The following is a 21,540-nucleotide window of genomic DNA, read 5'->3' on the forward strand; positions in this document are numbered from 1 at the left end:
GAGGAATGACATATGCTAGCTTCAAAGAAAACGACGGCTTATCTGTTTATGGCCTATTTGCTTTTATTGACGTGGGGGATTTTATTTAAGTTTGAAACTCGGTTGGAATACATTACTCCATTTATGAATGTTCGTCATATCAACTGGATGCCATTCTCGGATCCTCTCATTGTCAATGGAGAAGTTGTTTTTGCTGAAATGGTAATAAACCTCCTTTTCTTCATACCGTTAGGAGTTTGCCTACCTCTGATAAAACCAGAGTGGTCAATTTGGCGCATGATGGCATCAGGCTTATTCCTAAGTCTGTTATATGAAAGCCTACAATTTCTTTTAGCTATTGGTATGACAGATATTACCGATGTTCTCCTAAATACATCAGGGGTTTTGCTTGGTTTGGTGATTCATTACTTATTTGCGAAGTTTTTACAGACACATGCAAGAAAATGGATTAACATCATAGGAATCCTTGTTGTCATGCCACCGTTCATCATTTTAATTAGTTTATTTATACTTGGTTTGTTTCATTAATTAAGAAAGGAGTTGTGGATTATGATGCACCTCTCTGTCCCAATTCTCGCAGAAACTCTTTTTTCTGATTGGCAAGAAACCATGATTTGGTCTTGCTTGCAGGGAGTGATGGGAGAGATTTGGGTTGATGACTCTGACAATCCCCAATCAGCCTTGGCAAAACTAGGAAGACTCGCTTCTTTTGGTTTTCTAGCAGGCCAACCAAATATAGAATTGCTCGAATCTTGTCAAGGAGAGGACATTATTCTTGTTCCTCAGCATCAAGGATGGTCGGATTTGATAGAAGCAATATATGGATCAAAAGCTCATGCTTTTACTCGCTATGCAACTAAGAAGGACACCCAATTTGACTGTGAGCAGCTAGCACAGTTAGCAACTAATTTGCCAGTAGATTTTGAATTGCAATTGATTGATGAACAGCTATATAAAGCTTGTTTGGTTGAAGAATGGTCGCAAGATTTGGTCGCGAATTACGATGATTATAAGCACTACGCTCAACTTGGATTAGGAGTTGTTGCCATTTACCAAGGAAAGCTAGTAGCTGGGGCCTCGTCCTACTCAACCTATAAAAATGGGATTGAAATTGAGATAGATACTCACCCTGATTTTAGGCGAAAGGGTCTGGCAAAAGCTGTCGCAGCTGAACTAATATTAACCTGTTTAGATAGTGGGCTTTATCCTAGTTGGGATGCCCATACGAAGATTTCGTTAGATTTAGCAGAAAAACTCGGCTATGAATTTTCACATGAATACATGGCTTATGAAATAGAGTGGGAATATAAACATTAAAGGTAGGACAAATAGATGAAAAAATTTTTGGTAAATTTGTTGCTGACAATGGCTGTTTTCATCGTTGTATTTTGGATAGCTGCTCTTGTTTTTAACGAACTTGGATTTTGGCATATATTTGTTGCAGCATTTATTGCTAGTGGTATTTTGACAACGATCAGAAAATATATAGATAGGAAATAGACATCATGACAAAATGCGCACTCATCAGTGTATCTGATAAAGCAGGCATTGTAGAATTTGCCCAAGAATTGACAGCCCTTGGTTGGGAGATTATCTCAACGGGTGGCACAAAAACTGCCCTTGACAATGCAGGGGTCGCAACGATTGCCATCGACGATGTAACAGGTTTCCCTGAAATGATGGATGGTCGTGTTAAGACCCTCCATCCGAAAATCCACGGTGGACTGTTGGCTCGACGTGATTTGGACAGTCATTTGCAAGCTGCTAAGCAACATGAGATTGGTTTGATTGACCTTGTGGTGGTCAACCTTTATCCATTCAAAGAGACCATCTTGCGTCCAGATGTGACCTATGATTTGGCCGTGGAAAATATTGACATCGGTGGACCTTCTATGCTCCGTTCAGCAGCGAAAAACCATGCTAGCGTAACTGTTGTCGTGGATCCAGCTGATTATGCGGTGGTGCTAGATGAGCTCAAGGCAGATGGTGAAACGACTTACGCTACTCGTCAACGTTTGGCAGCTAAAGTTTACCGTCACACAGCAGCTTATGATGCCTTGATTGCGGATTATTTCACAGCACAAGTCGGCGAAACCAAACCTGAAAAACTGACGATTACTTACGATCTCAAACAGCCTATGCGCTACGGTGAAAATCCACAACAGGATGCTGATTTTTACCAATCAGCGATTCCGACAGATTATTCGATTGCGTCAGCTAAACAGCTCAACGGTAAAGAACTTTCCTTTAATAATATCCGTGATGCTGATGCGGCAATTCGCATTATCCGTGACTTTACTGACCGTCCGACTGTGGTGGCACTCAAGCACATGAACCCTTGTGGCATCGGTCAAGCTGACACCATTGAAGGGGCTTGGGACAATGCTTACGCTGCTGACCCAGTTTCGATTTTCGGTGGGATTGTTGTTCTTAACTGTGAAGTGGATGCGGCTACCGCTGAAAAAATGCATCCGATTTTCTTAGAAATTATCATTGCACCGAGCTATTCAGCAGAAGCGCTAGCTATTTTGACCAATAAAAAGAAAAACTTGCGTATCTTGGAATTGCCATTTGACGCGCAAGAGGCGAGCGAAGTCGAAGCAGAATACACAGGTGTTGTGGGCGGCATGTTGGTGCAAAACCAAGACGTCATCAAGGAAAATCCAGCCGACTGGCAAGTCGTAACCAAACGTCAACCAGACGCGCGTGAGCAAGTGGCTCTTGAGTTTGCTTGGAAGGCCATCAAGTATGTCAAATCAAACGGTATCTTGATTGCCAACGACCACATGACCCTTGGTGTCGGACCAGGTCAAACCAACCGCGTGGCCTCTGTTCGCATTGCGATTGATCAGGCTAAAGACCGCCTTGATGGCGCAGTCCTTGCCTCAGATGCCTTCTTCCCATTTGCGGACAATATCGAAGAAATTGCAGCTGCAGGCATCAAAGCCATCGTTCAACCCGGTGGCTCCGTCCGCGACCAAGACTCCATCGACGCCGCAGACAAACACGGCATCACCATGGTGTTTACGGGTGTGAGACATTTCCGTCATTAAGATATAGTGGATAAATTTGTTATCACTCGTCGTCAGGTTTGCCTCTCCGTACACCAGTACTGCCTTCGGCTCCTTTCCTAGATTGATTTAGAATTTATCGCACTAAACGTATTGAATAGCAGAGCACCCCAGCATTCTTGCTGGGGTATTTTTCTCCCCCAATTCCGAATAAAGTAAGTATAAGAAACTTTTGACAAAGGGAGGAGAATGTCTTACAATGAGAATACAAAGTATTCAAGAGGTAAAAAATATGGCAACAATGACACTACGTATCAATGACCAAGATGGTGAATTGATTAAGAAATATATCCAAGTACACGGTTTGACCATTTCAGAATTTGCGCGTCAGGCCATGTTGGAGAAAATCGAAGATGAATATGACCTACAAGTACTTCGTCAAGCGATGGCAGAGGATGATGGGGTGAGAATTTCCCATGAAGAACTGATGAAGGAATTCGGTCTATGAGTTATCAGGTAACTTATACCAAAAAAGCAGTCAAGCAACTCAAGAAATTAGATGCTTTCACTCGTTCCACAATTTTGTATTGGATTGATAAACATTTAGCGAATACTGATAACCCTCGCCAGCATGGCAAAGGTTTAGCTGCTAATTGCTCCGATAAGAGGCACTATCGTGTCGGACTTTATCGCATCCTAGCCAAGATTTATGACGATGACATTGTGATTGAAATTTTTGCAGTCGGACATCGTAAAGAAATCTACTAAAACAAGCTGTCTGGCTTGTTTTTTGCTATAATGAAACCAGAAACTCACAGGAGGTCATTATGGCAGAAATGAAACAGTATAACTGGGCGACATTGGGAACAGGTGTGATTGCGAATGAGTTAGCGCAAGCTTTGGAGAATCAAGGCAGAAAGCTTTACTCGGTTGCCAATCGGACCTATGATAAGGGCGTAGCTTTTGCTCAAAAATATGGGATTGAAAAAGTTTATGAAGCGATTGATGAGGTTTTTGAGGACCCTGAGGTGGACATCATTTATATCTCAACGCCCCATAATACGCATATCAATTTTTTGCGCAAGGCCTTGGCTAATGGGAAACATGTGCTTTGTGAGAAATCGATTACGCTGAATTCAGAAGAATTAGCAGAGGCGATTCAGCTAGCAGAAGAAAACCATGTGGTGTTGGCGGAAGCTATGACTATTTTTCACATGCCGATTTACCGTAAGCTGTCAGAGGTGGTGGCTTCTGGCAAGTTGGGTGAGCTCAAGCTGATTCAGATGAATTTTGGGAGTTATAAAGAGTACGACATGACCAATCGCTTTTTCAGTCGTGACTTGGCAGGCGGTGCTTTACTTGACATCGGTGTTTACGCTCTTTCTTTTGTTCGCTGGTTCATGAGTTCTACCCCAAATCAGATGGCTTCACAGCTCAAGCTGGCGCCGACTGGCGTGGACGAGCAGGTGGGGATTCTTCTGACCAATGCCGAAGGGGAGATGGCGACGATTGCGCTCAGTCTTCACGCCAAGCAACCAAAACGCGGAACCATCGCTTACGACAAAGGTTACATCGAGCTCTACGAGTACCCGCGTGGGCAAAAAGCGGTCATTACTTACACTGAGGATGGTCACCAAGAAGTGATTGAAGCTGGCGATACAGCGCAGGCTCTATCTTACGAAGTGGCGGATATGGAAAAAGCTGTCGCAGGTATTGACAATCACATGTATCTTGATTATACCCGTGATGTCATGGCGGTGATGACACAGCTCCGCAGGGAATGGGGCATGACTTACCCAGAGGAAGAGTCAGTAAAAAATTAGTTTGTGAATGAAACAGTATTTTGTCTGTCTCTTAATTTTTAATAGAATGATTGATCCTAATTCTTTTGAATTAGGATTTTTGATTGAAAAAATCCCAACGCATTAGATTGGGATTTATGGTAATAGTTTCATCAAGAAATTCGTCATTTCACTTGGACTTTCTTGTTTACCATTGCTAATCCAAGCTTGACAGATTCCAACAATGGCATAGGAAAAGTAAATGCTTGTATAGTCTCTTTCTGTGGGATTTAGAGTATGAGGATTAAATGTCTCCCCTAAATCTTTTGATAGGAGTAGACGGACTTTATTGAGGATAAAATTTTGTAATTCTTGCGTTCCATTCGGACTTAAGAGTGTGGATAATAATTCCTCTTTTGCTAAAAGAGTAAAAATCTCTAAAAGAGCAGTAGCTTTATCACCATCGTGTGATAAAATAATGTCTTCTAATTTTGTAAAAAAGGTTTGTTGATAATGTTCAATCATATCATATTTATCTTTATAATGAGTATAGAAGCTTGAACGGCTGATTCCAGCTGTTCGAGCTAATTCGATGGTGGTAATATCATTGAAATTATTCTTTTCTAAGCAAGTCACCATGGCCTGAAGAAGCGCTTTTTTTGTATTTTCTTTTCGATTGTCGCCTGCCATTATTTTTTCCTATTCCACATTTTTGTACATAGTGTCTAAAAAGTTTGATTGACACTTGATTCCTCTTTTTGAACTTGTATAATAGAGTCTATCAAAAAATAGACAGTATGTCCAAAAAAGGAGTGATGATTATTGAAAAATTTAGAAAAACTGAAAAAGATTAAATTGTGGGTGACCATCATAGGAATTTCTTTGATTCCTGCCCTGTACAATCTCATTTTTCTTTCGTCTATGTGGGATCCCTATGGACGCTTAGATCAGTTACCCGTTGCAGTCGTTAATCAGGACCAATCCGCAAAATTGAATGATCAGACATTATCGATTGGTACGGATATGGTCACGCAAATGAAAGAACATAAAGATTTGGATTTTCACTTTGTTTCACAAAAAGAGGCAGAGGATGGTCTGAAATCAGGTGATTATTATATGATTGTGACATTGCCTCAGGATCTCTCAAAAAAGGCAACAACTTTGCTGACAGAAAAACCTCAGAAATTAGATATTGTATATCAAACTTCGAAGGGACATAGTTTTGTTGCAGCAAAAATGAGTGATTCTGCAATGAAATCACTCAAAGAGTCTGTTTCCAAGACTATCACCGAAACGTATACGAGCTCTGTTTTTCAAAGCTTACAGCATCTACAGTCTGGTATGAAAGATGCTAGTGTAGGTAGTGATAAACTCTTTTCTGGTAGCCGAGACTTACAGAGTGGTCATCAGCAGCTGAGAAATGGTCTATCTAGTTTAACGCAAGGAGCAGCGACTTTATCAGATGGTGCCGATCGTTTAGAAGCTGGATTGACCACATATACAAATGGAGTGGCACAGTTAGCCCCAGGCGCAGCGCAATTATCTAAGGGTGTGGAACGTTACGCTGAGGGAACGACTCAATTGACAGTAGGTGCCCAAAAAATCAGTCAAAATTCTGAAGCATTGTTAAATGGAGTCCATCAACTGAATAGAGGAATAACTGAGATGCAACCGTTGGTAGATGGAACAACTCGGTTGGCAAGTAGCTTGACACAACTATCGCAAGCCAGTGACTTATCGCAAGAAGAGCGTGAACAAATTCGTCAATTAATTGAAGGTTTACCAGCATTGCAAGCGGCGATCACTCAGTTAACGGCAACTATTTCAGGTGTGACAGAACCAGTCAGTAGTGCTGATGTAACGACGCTATTAACGGATATAGCGACTCAAGCCCAAACAATTCTATCAGCTGCAGAAGCGGATAAAAGAACGAATTTATCAGCTGTTCAAGCTACTAGTGCCTATCAAGGTCTAAGTACGGAGCAGCAAGCAGAAATTAGCTCTGCTATTTCTCAAAATCCTTCTAGTCTAGCAAATCAAGCTCAGGCTATCTTAGAAGATGCAGAAAGAATAAAAGAATCTCTAGGTGTTATTGATCAAGTGGGTTCTCAGTTGCCACTGCTTCAGGCAGGGATTCGTCAAATCGATGATCAAGCTCAAATAGCTCTACCCGGTGCTACGACTGCTTTAGGAAAATTAATTGATGGATTGGATCAAGTGCATACTGTAGTCAGTGAACAGATTAGTCCAGCGAGTCAACAAGTTGCAACAGGTGTCGAGCTTCTTCAAGAGAAGATGGATCAAGGAACTATTCAATTAGAAAATGGATTGACTGCCTATTCGAGTGCTGTGGATCAATTAGCAGCAGGTGGTCAGACATTAGTGAGCAATAGTGGAGACTTGATGGCGGGTGGTCAGAAACTATCCGCTGGCTTACATCAATTAAACGAGAATTCAGCAACCTTGGTGAATGGTAGCCAAAGTTTAGTAGATGGAACAAATCAACTCACTGGGGGAGCAGGGCAATTAGAGAGTGGGCATCAGCAGTTAAGCGATGGTCTTGTTAGTTTGGTAGGAGGTATTGAGACACTTGGTGGTTCTTTACAAAATGCAAGTAACCAACTGTCTCTTGTATCAGTATCAGAGAAAAATGCTGAGGCAGTTTCTGCTCCTGTAAAAGTAACGAAGAAAGACACGGATCAAGTGGCAACGAATGGTGTTGGTCTAGCTCCATACATGATGTCGGTCTCCTTGATGGTAGTAGCCATTTCAGCAAATGTCATTTTTGCTAAATCATTGGATGGGAAGAACTACTCTAGTCGTGTAATATGGGCTAAAAGCAAACTATTCTTCAATGGTGCTATTGCTACAGCTGCTGCTATTCTACTTGTTGGAGCCATTTATCTGATTGGTGTCGAACCAGTACATCCTTTTGCAACAATGGTTTTTACTATTTTAATAGGGTGGACGTTGATGGCTTTAGTAACAGCCCTAATCGGTTGGAACAACCGTTATGGATCCTTTATAGCGATGCTTCTCCTATTGCTTCAATTGGGATCTAGTGCAGGAACCTATCCTATTCAACTGAGTCCAGCTTTCTTTGAACGTATTCAACCGTTCTTGCCTATCAGCTATGCCGTCTCAGGACTTCGTCAAACGATTTCCATGTCTGGAGATATTGGAGGGCAGTTCACTGCTTTGGTGCTATTCCTTATCTTTTTCTGCGGACTGGGCTTAGCTATTTTCCGAAATGAAGCAGAATAAAAGCTAGATTAGTAGAGAGATGATATAAGAAAAATTGCTTTTATGTCGTACCCCAAAGCGTTAGATACAATATCTAACACTTGGGGTGTTTTTTACTATAATTAGAATTAATGATGACAAGCTAGTCAAGACTAGGCAACATAGTTTTAAGTTGGTGGGTATCTGACACTAGATTTTTCAACCTCAAATACATACCGCTAGCGTGTTTTTGACTCTTTGATATATCTGGGGGTTATTTGCAACTTTTCAATGCTCATTTATCCAACTTTTAGGATCGTATAAAATTTAAGATTTTTTGTTTGTTTAATTCGGATAAATATATTCTGTCACACCATCAGCAACAGGGTCAAACCATCCGCGGAAGTCTTCAATATATTGTTGGCCAGCATAGTTGGCTTCTTTCACACGAATACGTGTTGGACTAGATATTTCTGTTACTACAGCAACATGACCATATTCACCTGCTGTCCAGACAGCGACAGCTCCAACTCTTGGAGTACTTCCTGTCTTAAAGCCTGCGGCACGAGCAGAATACCCCCATTGGTTGGCATTTCCCCAATAGTTTCGCACCCAAGGAACAAGTTCTTTCACTCCCAAGTACATTGGCCGATAGGATAAGTGTTGGCTTCTGTTACGCGATGAGCCTGGTTTACCTGCATAGTAAAGGCTCCTAATCCCGTATTGCCTTGATAGACATGTACATGGTAGAGCCCACTGCCAGTGTGATTATTCAGTGGCATATTTCCTGTAAAAATTTTATCTGCAGATTTTGTTGCAGGATACCATTTGAGGTCATCTTGCCCATTCGTATCAGACCAAACAGCATAGTTTACGGGAGTGTTGTCATAGACATTTTTTATGGTGATACTCATATTCCCTATATAAGCTAATTGATTGGAAAACTGAACAGGTAAACGTGCACCTGATAAGTCAATCGTTTCAGCGATATAACCCACACGGCTACCATCTTCATACGTTACATAGACATGATTTTGATAATGTCCTGTCACTGCTTGATGTTCTTGGAAATGGACAGAAGCTTGGTAGTTTCCGTTTTGCAGGACAGCTTGTCGCCACTTTATGTTACTCTGATTACTAGTAGACCAAGTCGCAATATCAACTTGTTTGATTTTCTTTGTCCCAACTTGTTCTTGAACTACAATGCTGTAAGTTCCCTTGATTTTATTGATGTCTTTCAAGAAAATAGAGGGTGCTTGCTGGCTAGGAATATGTGCCTTCTCAATTGTCATACTCGAAGCTGCTATATAATTTAGTTTAGAAGAAGGGGTATCTTTTGTGTAAAGGTGAATAGTATATGCCTCTGTATCAAATTTATGATCTTTTAAGAGTACACGAACAGAGTAGCTACCATCACTATTGTATTGAGCGTTATACCATTTTAGTTCATCTTGACCGTTTTTGTTAGACCAAATCGGAACTTTTACTTCAGTTAAATTAGCAGGTAAATTCTGAATGCGAACATCTAAAACTCCTGGTTCGGGGATAGCAGTTGTAATACTTGGTATTGGTTTGGTCACAGTAGTGGTGCTTTCTTCTAAAAAGACAGGTTTGTCTTGCACGACAATGTAAGAGTGAATGATATATTGGCCATAACCTTTGTGCTGAGAAAGTGGAATAACAGTCTCTGTATCACCTGCAAGATACCATTTAAGGTCATCTTGTCCATTTTCAGCGGACCAAATAGCGTATTGAATTTTATAATTCTTTTGTTCTGTAGAGCGATTATAGAAGATAGATAAGGTTTGTCCTTTTTGTTGCGTAGTCAAAGGAGCAGTTAACTTACTGATAGTCTGTGGGATTTGTGTGGCAGATTCTGTTACGATTTTGGTCGTAGTTAGCTGGCTGTGTCGTCTGTGGCACTTGCACTTGACTGCTAGTATGAGTGGTAGCTTTTGTAGTTGTTTCTATACTCGTTGTAGTTTCAGCAGAAACAAGGGGACTTTGGACAAGGCTGGCCATCAAGACAGCTGACGATAACAATAATGTTGAATATTTTTTCATTCATAACCTCCTACCTAACCTGTTCGCAGAAGAGGATCGAAAAATGAAAAAATTGGAGCAAACTTGGTAACATTTTTGGGGAATAGAATGGAAGAAAAAATTTTTTGAAGTAATTTCTTGAAATCATGTACTCAAATCTCCGAAAAAGCGAACAAATGTGATACAATATACATATACATTCGTAAAAATTGTATTTTCGGATAAAAGAACAAAAGAGGTATCTGAACTATGAAACTTTTGGTTATCGGTTCTGGTGGACGTGAGCATGCGATTGCTAAGAAATTTTTAGAATCGCCACAGGTGGACATGGTCTATGTTGCGCCAGGCAATGATGGTATGACCCTAGATGGGTTACAACTGATTAATATCGGAATTTCCGAACATTATGCCCTGATTGATTTTGCCAAGAAAAATAACATCGCTTGGACCTTTGTCGGGCCTGATGATGCATTGGCGGCGGGTATCGTGGATGATTTTGAATCAGCAGGCCTCAAAGCTTTTGGGCCATCGCGTCTAGCAGCAGAGCTGGAGTGGTCCAAGGACTTTGCTAAGTCTATCATGGTCAAGTACGGTATTCCAACAGCCGCCTATAGCACCTTTGCCGACTTTGAGGAGGCCAAGGCTTATATCGAAAAACAGGGCGCCCCTATCGTGGTTAAGGCAGATGGACTGGCACTGGGCAAGGGAGTGGTCGTGGCAGAGACGATTGAGCAGGCGGTCGAGGCGGCGCGTGAGATGCTTTTGGACAATAAATTTGGTGACTCCGGTGCACGTGTGGTCATTGAAGAATTCCTAGATGGTGAGGAATTTTCCCTCTTTGCCTTTGTCAACGGTGAGGAGTTTTCCCTCATGCCAACTGCTCAAGATCATAAGCGGGCTTACGATGGAGATACGGGACCCAACACAGGTGGTATGGGGGCTTATGCACCAGTTCCCCACCTACCTCAGTCCGTCATCGCTCAGTCGGTGGAGACCATTATCAAGCCCCTTCTAGCAGGTATGGTGGCAGAAGGACGTCCTTATCTGGGCATTCTCTACTGCGGTCTGATTTTGACCATCGATGGACCTAAGGTCATCGAGTTCAACGCTCGCTTTGGGGATCCTGAAACCCAGATTATCCTGCCCCACCTGACCTCTGATTTTGCCCAAAACATCAGCGATATCCTAGATAAGAAAAGACCAAGCCTCACCTGGCGTGAAGACGGTGTGACTCTCGGCGTTATCGTTGCTTCTAATGGCTACCCGCTTGACTATGAAAAAGGTGTTCTACTGCCAGAAAAGACGAATGGCGACATCATCACCTACTATGCAGGCGCTAAGTTTGATGACAATAGCAGAGCCCTGCTCTCTAACGGCGGTCGGGTCTATATGCTAGTCACCACAGCTGACACCGTCCCAGCAGCACAGGAAAAAATCTATGCTGAGCTGGCAAACCAAAACACTGAGGGGCTCTTTTATCGAACAGACATCGGAAGTAAAGCATTAAAATAAAATATAATGTAATCAGAAAAACGAGCGTAAGCGAGATAAAACGGTCAGTTGCCGCCGTGCTGAAAGTCACCAAGTCAGTTTGGACTTGGAGACAGGGGATTTTCGAGACTTTGGGCTCGAAAATAAGCAATGGAACGCCGATGGCGGTCGCTTGCGTCCTCTAGCACTTAAGACAACTGACAAAAAGAAAAAAGGAACATTAAAATGAAACCAATCATTTCCATTATCATGGGCTCCAGCTCCGACTGGGCGACTATGCAAAAAACTGCTGAAATCCTCGATCAATTCAGCGTCCCCTACGAGAAAAAAGTCGTCTCTGCCCACCGTACCCCAGACCTTATGTTTAAGCACGCAGAGGAAGCACGCGGTCGTGGTATCAAAGTCATCATCGCAGGTGCTGGCGGGGCAGCTCACCTCCCTGGTATGGTTGCAGCTAAGACGACACTACCCGTCATCGGTGTACCTGTTAAGTCTCGTGCCCTCAGTGGTCTCGATTCCCTCTATTCCATTGTCCAGATGCCAGCAGGTGTGCCTGTGGCAACCATGGCCATTGGAGAAGCGGGAGCAACCAATGCGGCTTTGACGGCCCTGCGCATCCTCTCTATCGAAGATAGCGGTATCGCAGACCAACTAGCCAGCTTTGCTATTGAACAAGGAAAAATCGCGGAGGCTATGAGCGATGAACTCAACTAAAACCATCGGTATTATCGGAGGCGGTCAACTGGGGCAGATGATGGCCATTTCCGCTATCTATATGGGACACAAGGTCATTACGCTAGACCCAGCGGCGGATTGCTCAGCTTCGCGCGTGAGTGAGGTGATTGTGGCATCTTACAGCGATGTAGAGGCTCTTCGCCAACTGGCAGAGCGCTGTGATGTGCTCACTTATGAGTTTGAAAATGTTGATGCGGATGCGTTAGATGCCGTGATAACAGACGGTCAATTGCCGCAAGGGACAGACCTTCTTCGTATTTCGCAAAACCGCATTTTTGAAAAAGATTTTTTGGCCAATAAAGCTGGAGTGACTGTGGCACCTTACAAGGTGGTGACCTCTAGCCTTGATTTGGAACATCTTGACCTGTCAAAAAACTATGTCCTCAAAACTGCAACAGGTGGCTATGACGGACACGGTCAGGTCGTCATTCGTTCTCGCGCCGACCTTGAAGCAGCCAACAAGCTGGCTAATGCTACCGAGTGCGTCCTTGAGGAGTTCGTCAATTTTGACTTGGAAATCTCCGTCATCGTGTCTGGCAATGGCAGAGATGTCACCGTCTTTCCCGTTCAGGAAAATATCCACCGCAACAATATCCTCTCTAAAACCATCGTCCCAGCCCGTATTTCAGACGACTTGAGCGCTAAAGCGCAGGCGATGGCAGTCAAAATCGCAGAGCAGCTCAACCTGTCTGGCACCCTCTGTGTGGAAATGTTTGTGGCAGGCGATGAGATTTTAGTCAATGAAATCGCTCCACGCCCCCACAACTCAGGGCATTACTCCATCGAAGCCTGTGACTTTTCACAGTTTGACACCCATATCTTGGGCGTGCTAGGGCAGCCATTACCAGCCATCAAACTTCATGCCCCAGCTGTCATGCTCAATGTCCTCGGCCAACACATAGAACAAGCTAGAAGCTATGTTGCAGAAAACCCTAGCGCCCACCTCCACCTCTATGGTAAAATAGAAGCAAAGCACAACCGCAAAATGGGACACGTGACGGTGTTGGGGGAAGAAGCGGAAAGTGTGGAGGAGTTTTGGAATATAAATTGAAAAATAATAAATTTTATGAACTGGTAAGATCATCATTTAGAAGTGTTGGTAATAGGATTCAAAATTTTATAGGAAAAAATCTAAGAGAAGAGATTCGTACTAAAAGTTTAGAGGATATCAAGATTGATATATGCCAGATTGAAGATATTGATGATATTTTGAATTATATAGTGGGGTACTATAATACGTACTATTCAATTCATAATTTAAACAGACTGATGAATGTTGCCATTCTGTGTAGAAAGCAAGATCCGCATTCTGAATATTCGTTCAAGATTATGATACAACTGTATCTGTACTTAATGATAAGGCATAAAGAGGGGCTTAATAAAAATGTTATCATTTCGGATGAATTAGAAATTTTCTTTTTATTTCTAAATGTTATTCAAAATAACATATCTAATAATCAAGTAGGACAATCTGTAAAACGGGGGAGAAGTGATGCTTTACAAAGTTACCTAAACTACCATTTTGATTTTAGGAAAGAGATTTGGGAGTACTACGAGATAGCTAGAATGTTTGACGGTGAAGCACATGAGAAATATGGATTTTCTATTTATCAAAATTTTGATAAACTTTTATATATAATTTGTAATGTTAAGCACACTTCAGACGGTCTAATTCTTGATATTGGAGAATTTTCAGATTCTGAATTACAGAAAATATTTGGGAATGTTAATTATAGTAAATTGTTTATAAGTGATCCATATAATTATGACTTAAGGTACATAACTTCTTCTTTACAAGTGTTAGAAGGAGCTATTGGAATAAAAATAAACTCAACTTACTTTTTACCTACAACAGAGCATATTTTATGTAATATTGAGCAGAGTCTTATTAATTCATCAAAGAACAAAGGAGACGTTCTAGAGAAAGAATTAAAAATTATTTTAGAAACAAACTTTGGGGTTGGTAATGTTCATCACTCGCTACATTTAAAGACTATAAAAAAAGAAGAACAAGATTTTATTGTTGAAGTAGGAAACAAGATTTTACTAATAGAATGTAAAGCAAGAGACTTTAAGGAAGTTCCTTTTAATCCAGAGGTATCAGAGGAACGTCGTCGTCAAAGATTTAAGAGTGTCATACTTGGAGCCTCAGAGCAAGCAGAAAGAGCTAAAAAATATATCCTTAATAATGAGATTGCAATATTTACGGATAGTAAGGGCGTTAATGAACGACTGAAGATTGATAATAAAACTATTAAAGAAGTTTACAAAGTAGTTGTAACTTTAGATGACTATTATGATTTATCAGAAATGGCAATAAACTACTTTAAAGATGAAACTAGAGATGATTTAGTTGATACATGGGTTGTAAATTACTTTGATTTACAAAGAATACTTTTGCATAGTGGAAAAGACAAGATATTTGACTATATCAAATATAGAACATCTGGAATTGAAAGTATAAAATCTCTACAAGTTAGTGAATTGGCGCAGTATGGATATTATATCAGTCCTAATTATAATTTCATTCCACCTAATGGTTTGAATATTGAAATTAATCTTATGGGAAGATTTGAAGATTGGGTAATTCCTTTTGATAAAATGAAAAATGAATATGTTTTAAATCAAATTGGAATCTATAAAATGAAATAAAGGAGCCAAACAAAATGCTACAACGTTATTCACGCCCTGAGATGGCGAATATTTGGAGTGAAGAAAACAAGTACCGTGCTTGGTTGGAGGTGGAAATCCTCGCTGATGAGGCATGGGCTGAGTTGGGAGAAATCCCTAAGGAAGATGTGGCCCTCATTCGGGAGAAGGCGGACTTTAACATCGACCGCATTTTGGAGATTGAGGAAGAGACTCGCCACGATGTGGTGGCTTTCACCCGTGCGGTGTCTGAGACCTTGGGCGAAGAGCGCAAGTGGGTCCACTACGGCTTGACCTCGACCGACGTGGTTGATACGGCCTACGGCTACCTCTACAAGCAGGCCAACGACATTATCCGCGAGGATTTGAAACGCTTTACAGCTATTGTTGCTGACAAGGCCAAAGAGCACAAGATGACCATCATGATGGGGCGTACCCACGGGGTGCACGCGGAGCCAACGACTTTCGGTTTGAAACTCGCGACTTGGTACAGCGAAATGAAGCGGAACCAAGAGCGTTTTGAGCGCGCAGCAGCTGGTGTTGAGGCTGGTAAAATTTCTGGTGCGGTGGGCAACTTTGCCAACATTCCGCCATTCGTCGAGGAGTATGTCTGTGGCAAATTAGGCATCCGCCCGCAAGAAATTTCAACGCAGGTATTACCTCGTGACCTCCATGCCGAATATTTTGCAGTGCTGGCTGGCATCGCGACATCTATTGAACGCATGGCAACGGAGATCCGTGGTCTGCAAAAATCTGAGCAACGTGAAGTCGAAGAGTTCTTTGCCAAAGGTCAAAAAGGCAGCTCTGCTATGCCTCACAAACGCAACCCAATCGGTTCTGAAAACATGACAGGGCTTGCGCGTGTCATTCGTGGGCACATGGTGACGGCTTATGAGAACGTGGCGCTCTGGCACGAGCGTGATATTTCGCACTCATCTGCGGAGCGTATCATCACACCAGACACGACCATCCTCATCAACTACATGCTCAACCGTTTTGGCAATATCGTCAAGAATTTGACGGTCTTCCCAGAAAATATGATTCGCAATATGAATTCTACTTTTGGCTTGATTTATAGCCAACGTGTCATGTTAAAACTCATTGAAAAAGGCATGACGCGTGAGGAGGCTTATGACTTGGTACAGCCAAAAACAGCCTACTCATGGGACAACCAGGTGGACTTCAAACCGCTTCTCGAAGCAGACGAGAAGGTCACTGAAAAACTCACTCAAGACGAGATTGACGAACTCTTTAACCCAGTCTACTACACCAAGCGGGTCGATGAAATTTTTGAGAGACTAGGGTTAAATTAATAGTAATAAGGGAGCTGTCAAACCCAGCTCTTTTTTCGTTCAATTTTCTTAGGTGATGATATTCCTCAAGAAATATTAAGATAATCTTAAGATAACCATAAGATTACATAAAATCTGCTCATTATCGAAAAAATTATGCTGAAATTTGATACAATGTATATAATAAATATGTGGAGAAAATGAGATGTTAAGCGGTTTTGGTCAAAAAGTAAGAGATTTACGTGAAGGTTTGCATATTACTCGGGAAGAGTTTTGTGGTGATGAAACAGAGTTGTCTATTAGACAATTAGCGCGTATTGAAAGTGGGCAATCTATTCCAACGCTAGCAAAAGTAGAATACATTGCTCAACAATTAGGGGTGACTGTGGGAAGTCTCACAGATGGAGAAAACTTAGAATTGCCCAAGAGATATAAGGAGTTAAAGTACCTGATATTAAGAACTCCCACTTATCTAGACGAAGAGCGCTTAAAAGTTCGCGAAGAGCAATTTGATGAGATTTTTGAGGAATATTATGATAAGTTGCCAGAAGCTGAACAGGTTACAATTGATATTATTCAGTCTCGATTTGAAGTTTTTAATAGTGGTAATATAGATTTTGGAACGGATGTTTTACAAGATTATTTTGAACAAGCTAAGAAAAAGAAAGTCTATAATATCAATGATTTAGCCTTAATTGATTTGTATTTTATGTGTTCGATTGCTTCAGGATTTACAAGTAATATATTTAATGTTACTGTATATTTTGCTTTTGTAGAAAAACTTTTGAAACAAGATAAATTTATTCAAATTGAAGAACTGTCATTTTTAAACAATATTGTATTAGTGTCTGCAGAGATTGCAGTGCGTCTGCAACTGTACGATATTTTGCGAATGTTATTATCATATAGTCATGAATTGATGATGAGGATACAGGATTTTCAAAAGATGCCACTTTATAATATATTAGAGTGGGAGTATGCTCTGTTCTATTCTAGAGATGAAAGGAAAGCTAAATATTATTATAGTCAAGCTCTGATGTTTGCGACAATGACTGGGGATGATCATTTAGCTAGTAAAATAGAAGAAGAATGGATAAAAGATTTGGAAAAACATAATTTATGAGAGTAGCAAAAATCCCTTAAAGTTAAGAAAAATTGAATACTTAAAGTATTTTTTCATAATTATATTCAACATGACATCTTTGTCATGTTGTTTTTATGTTATTTGCCATATAATTTATATTGTAAATAAAACATAGAAAGTGTTAGGAAAAAACAATGTCAAAATATAAATTTTATCTATTTACAACAACTTTATTTATTGCAAATATCATTGCTTTATGTGGGGATATAGATTGGTGGCGCATAGGGTAATATAGATTTTATTTTAGAATTCAATATTTTACAAGGAGAATAAACATGCAACTTATGATTACCAACAAAACCTTTATTCCACAGTTGATTTGGATTTCGTCACCTGATACGCTCACTGAAGAGGTGATTCTGTTAAAATCTCGTGAAACGAGATGTGTGAAAGGAAATTCTTCTTTACGTGATGTAACGGTTTGGGATAGAAGTGTTGACTATCGTTTGGGACAGCTTGACAAGAAACGTATGCGTAGACATTTTAGCATTAAGACGATTGGGTAAATTTGTCTAAAATTTTTTGAAAAGAGCCATTTATAAGGAATTAGAACACTGATTTGACCTGATTCCTTGTAAGTGGTTCTTTTATGATCAAATGACAGAGTTGACCTTTCAGAAGAACTTCTATTTTGATAATATAGTTTGGAAAAATTATAGTAGTGACTCCATAAACGCTAAATGTCGATATCAATCAAATAAGAGTCCTTTTCGTGCCAATGCTCTGCCTTTATTTTTAACTACCGAAGTGATAAAATACTGTTATGACAAGATTTTTAGATGCAGAAACAATGGGAGATGAAGCGGCTGTTGAGCGCACGCTTCGCCCGCAATATTTTAGGGAATATATCGGTCAAGATAAGGTTAAAGACCAGCTTTCGATCTTTATAGAGGCTGCTAAATTGCGTGATGAGGCCTTGGACCATGTTCTTCTTTTTGGGCCTCCTGGTCTTGGTAAGACGACGATGGCTTTTGTGATTGCCAATGAACTTGGCGTTAATCTCAAGCAAACTTCGGGTCCTATTATTGAAAAAGCCGGGGATTTGGTGGCGATTTTGAATGATCTTGAGCCTGGTGATGTCCTTTTTATTGATGAAATCCACCGGATGCCGATGGCGGTTGAAGAAGTGCTTTATAGTGCTATGGAAGATTTTTACATCGACATCATGATTGGTTCCGGCGAGACTAGCCGAAGTGTTCACCTTGATTTGCCACCGTTCACGCTAATTGGGGCGACGACTCGGGCAGGGATGCTTTCCAACCCTTTGCGTGCTCGCTTTGGGATTAGTGGTCACATGGAGTATTATGAGTTGGATGATTTGGCGGAAATAGTAGAACGTACGGCTGATATTTTTGAGGCGGAAATTACACATGAGGCCGCAATCGAGTTGGCTAGACGTAGCCGAGGGACGCCTCGTATAGCTAATCGTCTGTTGAAACGCGTGCGTGACTTTGCTCAAATTATGGGTGATGGTTTAATTGATGACCAAATGACCGATAAGGCTCTCAATATGTTAGATGTTGACCATGAAGGTTTGGATTACGTTGACCAGAAAATTTTGCGTACCATGATTGAAACATACGGCGGAGGTCCTGTTGGTCTAGGGACGTTATCAGTTAATATTGCAGAAGAACGTGATACCGTAGAAGACATGTACGAGCCCTACCTCATTCAAAAAGGGTTTATTATGAGGACACGGACAGGACGGGTTGCCACAGCTAAAGCCTATGAACATTTGGGATATCCTTATCAGGAAAAATAAGAGACAGAGTCTCTTTATAGAAATACAGAACAAGTTAAGATTGATGTCTTAGCTTGTTTTGCATTTCTGAATGGATTTTCTATTTTACTTTTATCTTCTGAATGCTTATTCTAAATAGGGGAAAAGGGTTGAAGTAAATTGTGTATTGGTTATAATAAAAATGTAAGCGGTACCAATACAAATTTTCTAAAAAGGAGAAACTATGTCACAACGTATCACAAAAGAAGAATTTCTAGGGATGATACGGTCAGGGATTATTGTTTCTTGCCAAGCGTTACCAGGTGAGCCTCTTTATACTGAAAAAGGAGGGGTTATCCCTTTGCTAGCCCTTGCTGCTGAACAGGCAGGTGCAGTCGGTATTAGAGCCAATTCAGTCCGTGACATCAAAGAAATTCAAGAAATCACAGATTTACCGATTATCGGTATTATCAAAAAAGACTATCCTCCAGAAGAGCCATTCATCACACCGACAATGGCTGAGGTGGACGAGTTAGCCAAGTTAAATATTGCAGTTATTGCCCTAGATTGTACACAAAGACCACGTCATGATGGACTAACAGTAGTAGAATTTATTCGCCAAGTTAAGGAAAAGTATCCAGATCAACTATTGATGGCAGATATTTCAACATTTGAAGAAGGGGCTTTGGCGGCTGAAGCGGGTGTTGATTTTGTAGGCACAACGCTTTCGGGATATACATCTTATAGCCGTCAAGCAGATGGGCCTGATGTTGATTTAGTACATCGCTTGGTAACAGCGGGTCTAGATGTTATTGCTGAGGGTAAGATTCATTCACCTGAGGATGCGAAACTAATCAAAACACAGAATCCAGCGGGGATTGTTATTGGTGGCGCTATTACACGTCCTAAGGAAATCGCGAGTCGCTTTATCAAGGCATTAGCTGAAGATTAAAGAGGCAGTTATTATAACCGTCATATAAACTATTATCACTAACAAAAGGAGTTAAGGATATGAAACTTAAGAAAACGCTTATGTCTCTCTTTACAGGAGCAGCCGTCCTATCACTGGCCGCTTGTGGAGGTGGAGGAAAAACTGAAAAAGCAGCTGATACTGGTTCTGGAGAACTATCTGGAGATATAGTTATGTGGCATTCTTTTACACAAGGTCCACGACTTGAGAGTATTCAAAAATCAGCAGAAGAATTTATGGAAGAACATCCCAAAGTAAAAATTAAGATTGAAACTTTTTCATGGAGTGACTTTTATACTAAATGGACTACTGGTTTAGCAAATGGGAATGTCCCAGATATTAGCACCGCCCTACCTAATCAAGTTATGGAAATGGTAAATGCTGATGCAGTAGTTCCTCTCAATGATACAATTGATAAGTTAGGGGCAAGTAAGTTTAATGAGACAGCGCTTAATGAAGCAAAGGTTGGGGATAACTATTATTCAGTACCTCTTTACTCACATGCCCAAGTTATGTGGGTTCGTACCGATTTGTTAAAAAAGCATGGTCTAGAAGTGCCAAAAACATGGGATGATTTGTACGAAGCAAGTAAGAAACTAAAAGAATCAGGAGTATATGGTGTATCAGTACCTTTTGGAACTAATGATTTAATGGGAACCCGATTTTTGAATTTTTATGTACGTAGTGCAGGTGGAAGTTTATTAACCAAGGATCTTAAAGCAGACTTAACGAGTGATTTGGCACAAGAAGGCATTAAATATTGGGTGAAAATGTATAAAGAAATTTCTCCACAGGATTCATTAAATTTTAATGTCCTACAACAGGCAACTTTGTTCTACCAAGGTCAGACAGCTTTTGATTTTAATTCAGGTTTCCATATTGGAGGTGTGGAAGCAAATAGTCCGCAATTATTAGATTCTATTGATGCCTATCCAATGCCTAAGGTAAAAGAATCTGATAAGGATTATGGTATTGAAACTTCTAATATTCCGATGGTAGTTTGGAAAAATTCAAAATATCCAGAAGTAGCAAAAGCATTTATGGAATATCTTTTTGAAGAAGATAATTATCTCGAATTCCTTGATTCTACACCAGTTGGCATGCTTCCAGCATTTAGTGGAGTATCAGATACAGATGAGTATAAATCAAATGAGACACGCAAAAAATTCCAACATGCTGAGGAAGTTATTTTGAAGGCTGTGGCCTCTGGAACGGCAATTGGTTATGAAAATGGACCAAGTGTACAAGCAGGTATGCTAACTAATCAACATATCATTGAGCAAATGTTCCAAGACATCATTACAAATGGAACAGATCCTATGAAAGCAGCGAAAGCAGCAGAAAAACAACTTAATGATTTATTTGAAACAGTGATTGTTGAAATAGATAAGTAGTTAATTTGATGGGCTAAGGAATGGCTCCTTAACCTTATTTATAGAGAAAGGAGAAAGAGTGCCTTGGAAAAACGAAATTTGACACGTT

23 protein-coding genes are annotated in these 21,540 nt (G+C 40.7%); 19 read left to right on the top strand and 4 right to left on the bottom strand.

What is annotated here, in order from left to right; translation table 11 throughout:
- Positions 1 to 12 precede the first annotated feature (12 nt).
- The 7 genes from ACFPQ3_RS07760 to ACFPQ3_RS07790 all read left to right on the top strand — a co-directional run bounded on the left by ACFPQ3_RS07760 (position 13) and on the right by ACFPQ3_RS07790 (position 4,834).
- Positions 13 to 528 (top strand): VanZ family protein, encoded by a 516-nt coding sequence (locus tag ACFPQ3_RS07760; protein ID WP_018377761.1) that lies wholly within the window; start codon positions 13 to 15, stop codon positions 526 to 528.
- Positions 529 to 549: 21 nt separating this feature from the next.
- Positions 550 to 1,317 carry a GNAT family N-acetyltransferase gene (locus ACFPQ3_RS07765; RefSeq protein ID WP_156806208.1) on the top strand — a complete coding sequence of 256 codons (768 nt, stop codon included), beginning with the start codon at positions 550 to 552 and terminating at the stop codon, positions 1,315 to 1,317.
- Between the two features lie 15 nt (positions 1,318 to 1,332).
- Entirely contained in the window at positions 1,333 to 1,500 is a 168-nt protein-coding gene (locus ACFPQ3_RS07770) for a hypothetical protein (protein ID WP_156806207.1), read from the top strand.
- A 5-nt stretch (positions 1,501 to 1,505) separates the two neighbouring features.
- Positions 1,506 to 3,053, top strand: coding sequence for a bifunctional phosphoribosylaminoimidazolecarboxamide formyltransferase/IMP cyclohydrolase (gene purH / locus ACFPQ3_RS07775; protein WP_156806206.1), 1,548 nt, complete (start codon positions 1,506 to 1,508; stop codon positions 3,051 to 3,053).
- 250 nt (positions 3,054 to 3,303) lie between these two features.
- On the top strand, positions 3,304 to 3,519 hold the full coding sequence (relB, locus tag ACFPQ3_RS07780; RefSeq protein ID WP_026217316.1) for a type II toxin-antitoxin system RelB family antitoxin: 216 nt from the start codon (positions 3,304 to 3,306) through the stop codon (positions 3,517 to 3,519).
- Complete coding sequence (locus tag ACFPQ3_RS07785) at positions 3,516 to 3,779, top strand: type II toxin-antitoxin system RelE family toxin (protein WP_156806205.1); 264 nt, start codon at positions 3,516 to 3,518, stop codon at positions 3,777 to 3,779. Before relB ends, ACFPQ3_RS07785 begins: the two co-directional genes overlap by 4 nt.
- Positions 3,780 to 3,838: 59 nt before the next feature.
- On the top strand, positions 3,839 to 4,834 hold the full coding sequence (locus ACFPQ3_RS07790; RefSeq protein ID WP_156806204.1) for a Gfo/Idh/MocA family protein: 996 nt from the start codon (positions 3,839 to 3,841) through the stop codon (positions 4,832 to 4,834).
- A gap of 114 nt (positions 4,835 to 4,948) precedes the next feature.
- On the opposite strand, the gene ACFPQ3_RS07795 is transcribed toward ACFPQ3_RS07790, so the two are convergent.
- Positions 4,949 to 5,482, bottom strand: a complete 534-nt coding sequence (locus ACFPQ3_RS07795) for a TetR/AcrR family transcriptional regulator (protein WP_156806203.1) — start codon at positions 5,480 to 5,482, stop codon at positions 4,949 to 4,951.
- A 132-nt stretch (positions 5,483 to 5,614) separates the two neighbouring features.
- Here ACFPQ3_RS07795 and ACFPQ3_RS07800 point away from each other — a divergent pair, with 132 nt between their 5' ends.
- The gene (locus ACFPQ3_RS07800; protein WP_156806202.1) at positions 5,615 to 8,056 is read left to right on the top strand and encodes a YhgE/Pip domain-containing protein; all 2,442 of its coding nucleotides are present in this window, start codon (positions 5,615 to 5,617) and stop codon (positions 8,054 to 8,056) included.
- A 303-nt stretch (positions 8,057 to 8,359) separates the two neighbouring features.
- Here the strand turns inward: ACFPQ3_RS07800 and ACFPQ3_RS07805 are convergent, their stop codons facing one another.
- The 3 genes from ACFPQ3_RS07805 to ACFPQ3_RS07815 are packed head-to-tail and all read right to left on the bottom strand — an operon-like array spanning position 8,360 to position 10,078.
- On the bottom strand, positions 8,360 to 8,647 hold the full coding sequence (locus ACFPQ3_RS07805) for a CHAP domain-containing protein (protein WP_269747729.1): 288 nt from the start codon (positions 8,645 to 8,647) through the stop codon (positions 8,360 to 8,362).
- Positions 8,644 to 9,843 carry a GBS Bsp-like repeat-containing protein gene (locus tag ACFPQ3_RS07810; protein ID WP_269747728.1) on the bottom strand — a complete coding sequence of 400 codons (1,200 nt, stop codon included), beginning with the start codon at positions 9,841 to 9,843 and terminating at the stop codon, positions 8,644 to 8,646. Before ACFPQ3_RS07810 ends, ACFPQ3_RS07805 begins: the two co-directional genes overlap by 4 nt.
- Positions 9,844 to 9,856: 13 nt before the next feature.
- Positions 9,857 to 10,078, bottom strand: a complete 222-nt coding sequence (locus ACFPQ3_RS07815; protein ID WP_156806201.1) for a hypothetical protein — start codon at positions 10,076 to 10,078, stop codon at positions 9,857 to 9,859.
- Between the two features lie 228 nt (positions 10,079 to 10,306).
- Here ACFPQ3_RS07815 and purD point away from each other — a divergent pair, with 228 nt between their 5' ends.
- The 11 genes from purD to ACFPQ3_RS07870 all read left to right on the top strand — a co-directional run bounded on the left by purD (position 10,307) and on the right by ACFPQ3_RS07870 (position 21,452).
- Positions 10,307 to 11,569 (top strand): phosphoribosylamine--glycine ligase, encoded by a 1,263-nt coding sequence (purD, locus tag ACFPQ3_RS07820; protein ID WP_156806200.1) that lies wholly within the window; start codon positions 10,307 to 10,309, stop codon positions 11,567 to 11,569.
- 204 nt (positions 11,570 to 11,773) lie between these two features.
- Positions 11,774 to 12,262 carry a 5-(carboxyamino)imidazole ribonucleotide mutase gene (gene purE, locus ACFPQ3_RS07825; RefSeq protein ID WP_156806199.1) on the top strand — a complete coding sequence of 163 codons (489 nt, stop codon included), beginning with the start codon at positions 11,774 to 11,776 and terminating at the stop codon, positions 12,260 to 12,262.
- Positions 12,249 to 13,334 (top strand): 5-(carboxyamino)imidazole ribonucleotide synthase, encoded by a 1,086-nt coding sequence (gene purK / locus ACFPQ3_RS07830; protein ID WP_156806198.1) that lies wholly within the window; start codon positions 12,249 to 12,251, stop codon positions 13,332 to 13,334. The genes purE and purK overlap by 14 nt, the downstream gene beginning before the upstream one ends.
- Positions 13,319 to 14,935 (top strand): NERD domain-containing protein, encoded by a 1,617-nt coding sequence (locus tag ACFPQ3_RS07835; protein ID WP_232323215.1) that lies wholly within the window; start codon positions 13,319 to 13,321, stop codon positions 14,933 to 14,935. Before purK ends, ACFPQ3_RS07835 begins: the two co-directional genes overlap by 16 nt.
- 14 nt (positions 14,936 to 14,949) lie before the next feature.
- A complete protein-coding gene (gene purB / locus ACFPQ3_RS07840; RefSeq protein WP_156806197.1) occupies positions 14,950 to 16,245 on the top strand; it encodes an adenylosuccinate lyase in 1,296 nt (431 codons plus the stop codon).
- A 184-nt stretch (positions 16,246 to 16,429) separates the two neighbouring features.
- Complete coding sequence (locus tag ACFPQ3_RS07845; RefSeq protein WP_156806196.1) at positions 16,430 to 17,347, top strand: helix-turn-helix domain-containing protein; 918 nt, start codon at positions 16,430 to 16,432, stop codon at positions 17,345 to 17,347.
- Positions 17,348 to 17,502: 155 nt separating this feature from the next.
- Positions 17,503 to 17,598 (top strand): quorum-sensing system DWW-type pheromone, encoded by a 96-nt coding sequence (locus tag ACFPQ3_RS07850; protein ID WP_202913569.1) that lies wholly within the window; start codon positions 17,503 to 17,505, stop codon positions 17,596 to 17,598.
- Positions 17,599 to 17,643: 45 nt separating this feature from the next.
- Positions 17,644 to 17,874, top strand: a complete 231-nt coding sequence (locus ACFPQ3_RS07855; protein WP_156806195.1) for a hypothetical protein — start codon at positions 17,644 to 17,646, stop codon at positions 17,872 to 17,874.
- A 257-nt stretch (positions 17,875 to 18,131) separates the two neighbouring features.
- Positions 18,132 to 19,130 carry a Holliday junction branch migration DNA helicase RuvB gene (ruvB, locus tag ACFPQ3_RS07860; RefSeq protein WP_156806194.1) on the top strand — a complete coding sequence of 333 codons (999 nt, stop codon included), beginning with the start codon at positions 18,132 to 18,134 and terminating at the stop codon, positions 19,128 to 19,130.
- Between the two features lie 202 nt (positions 19,131 to 19,332).
- Positions 19,333 to 20,040: an N-acetylmannosamine-6-phosphate 2-epimerase gene (locus tag ACFPQ3_RS07865; RefSeq protein ID WP_156806193.1), complete on the top strand. Its 708-nt coding sequence runs from the start codon at positions 19,333 to 19,335 to the stop codon at positions 20,038 to 20,040.
- 59 nt (positions 20,041 to 20,099) lie between these two features.
- A complete protein-coding gene (locus ACFPQ3_RS07870; protein ID WP_156806192.1) occupies positions 20,100 to 21,452 on the top strand; it encodes an ABC transporter substrate-binding protein in 1,353 nt (450 codons plus the stop codon).
- Positions 21,453 to 21,540 lie beyond the last annotated feature (88 nt).

It is taken from the genome of Streptococcus caledonicus (assembly GCF_042656225.1).
Taxonomy (GTDB): domain Bacteria; phylum Bacillota; class Bacilli; order Lactobacillales; family Streptococcaceae; genus Streptococcus; species Streptococcus caledonicus.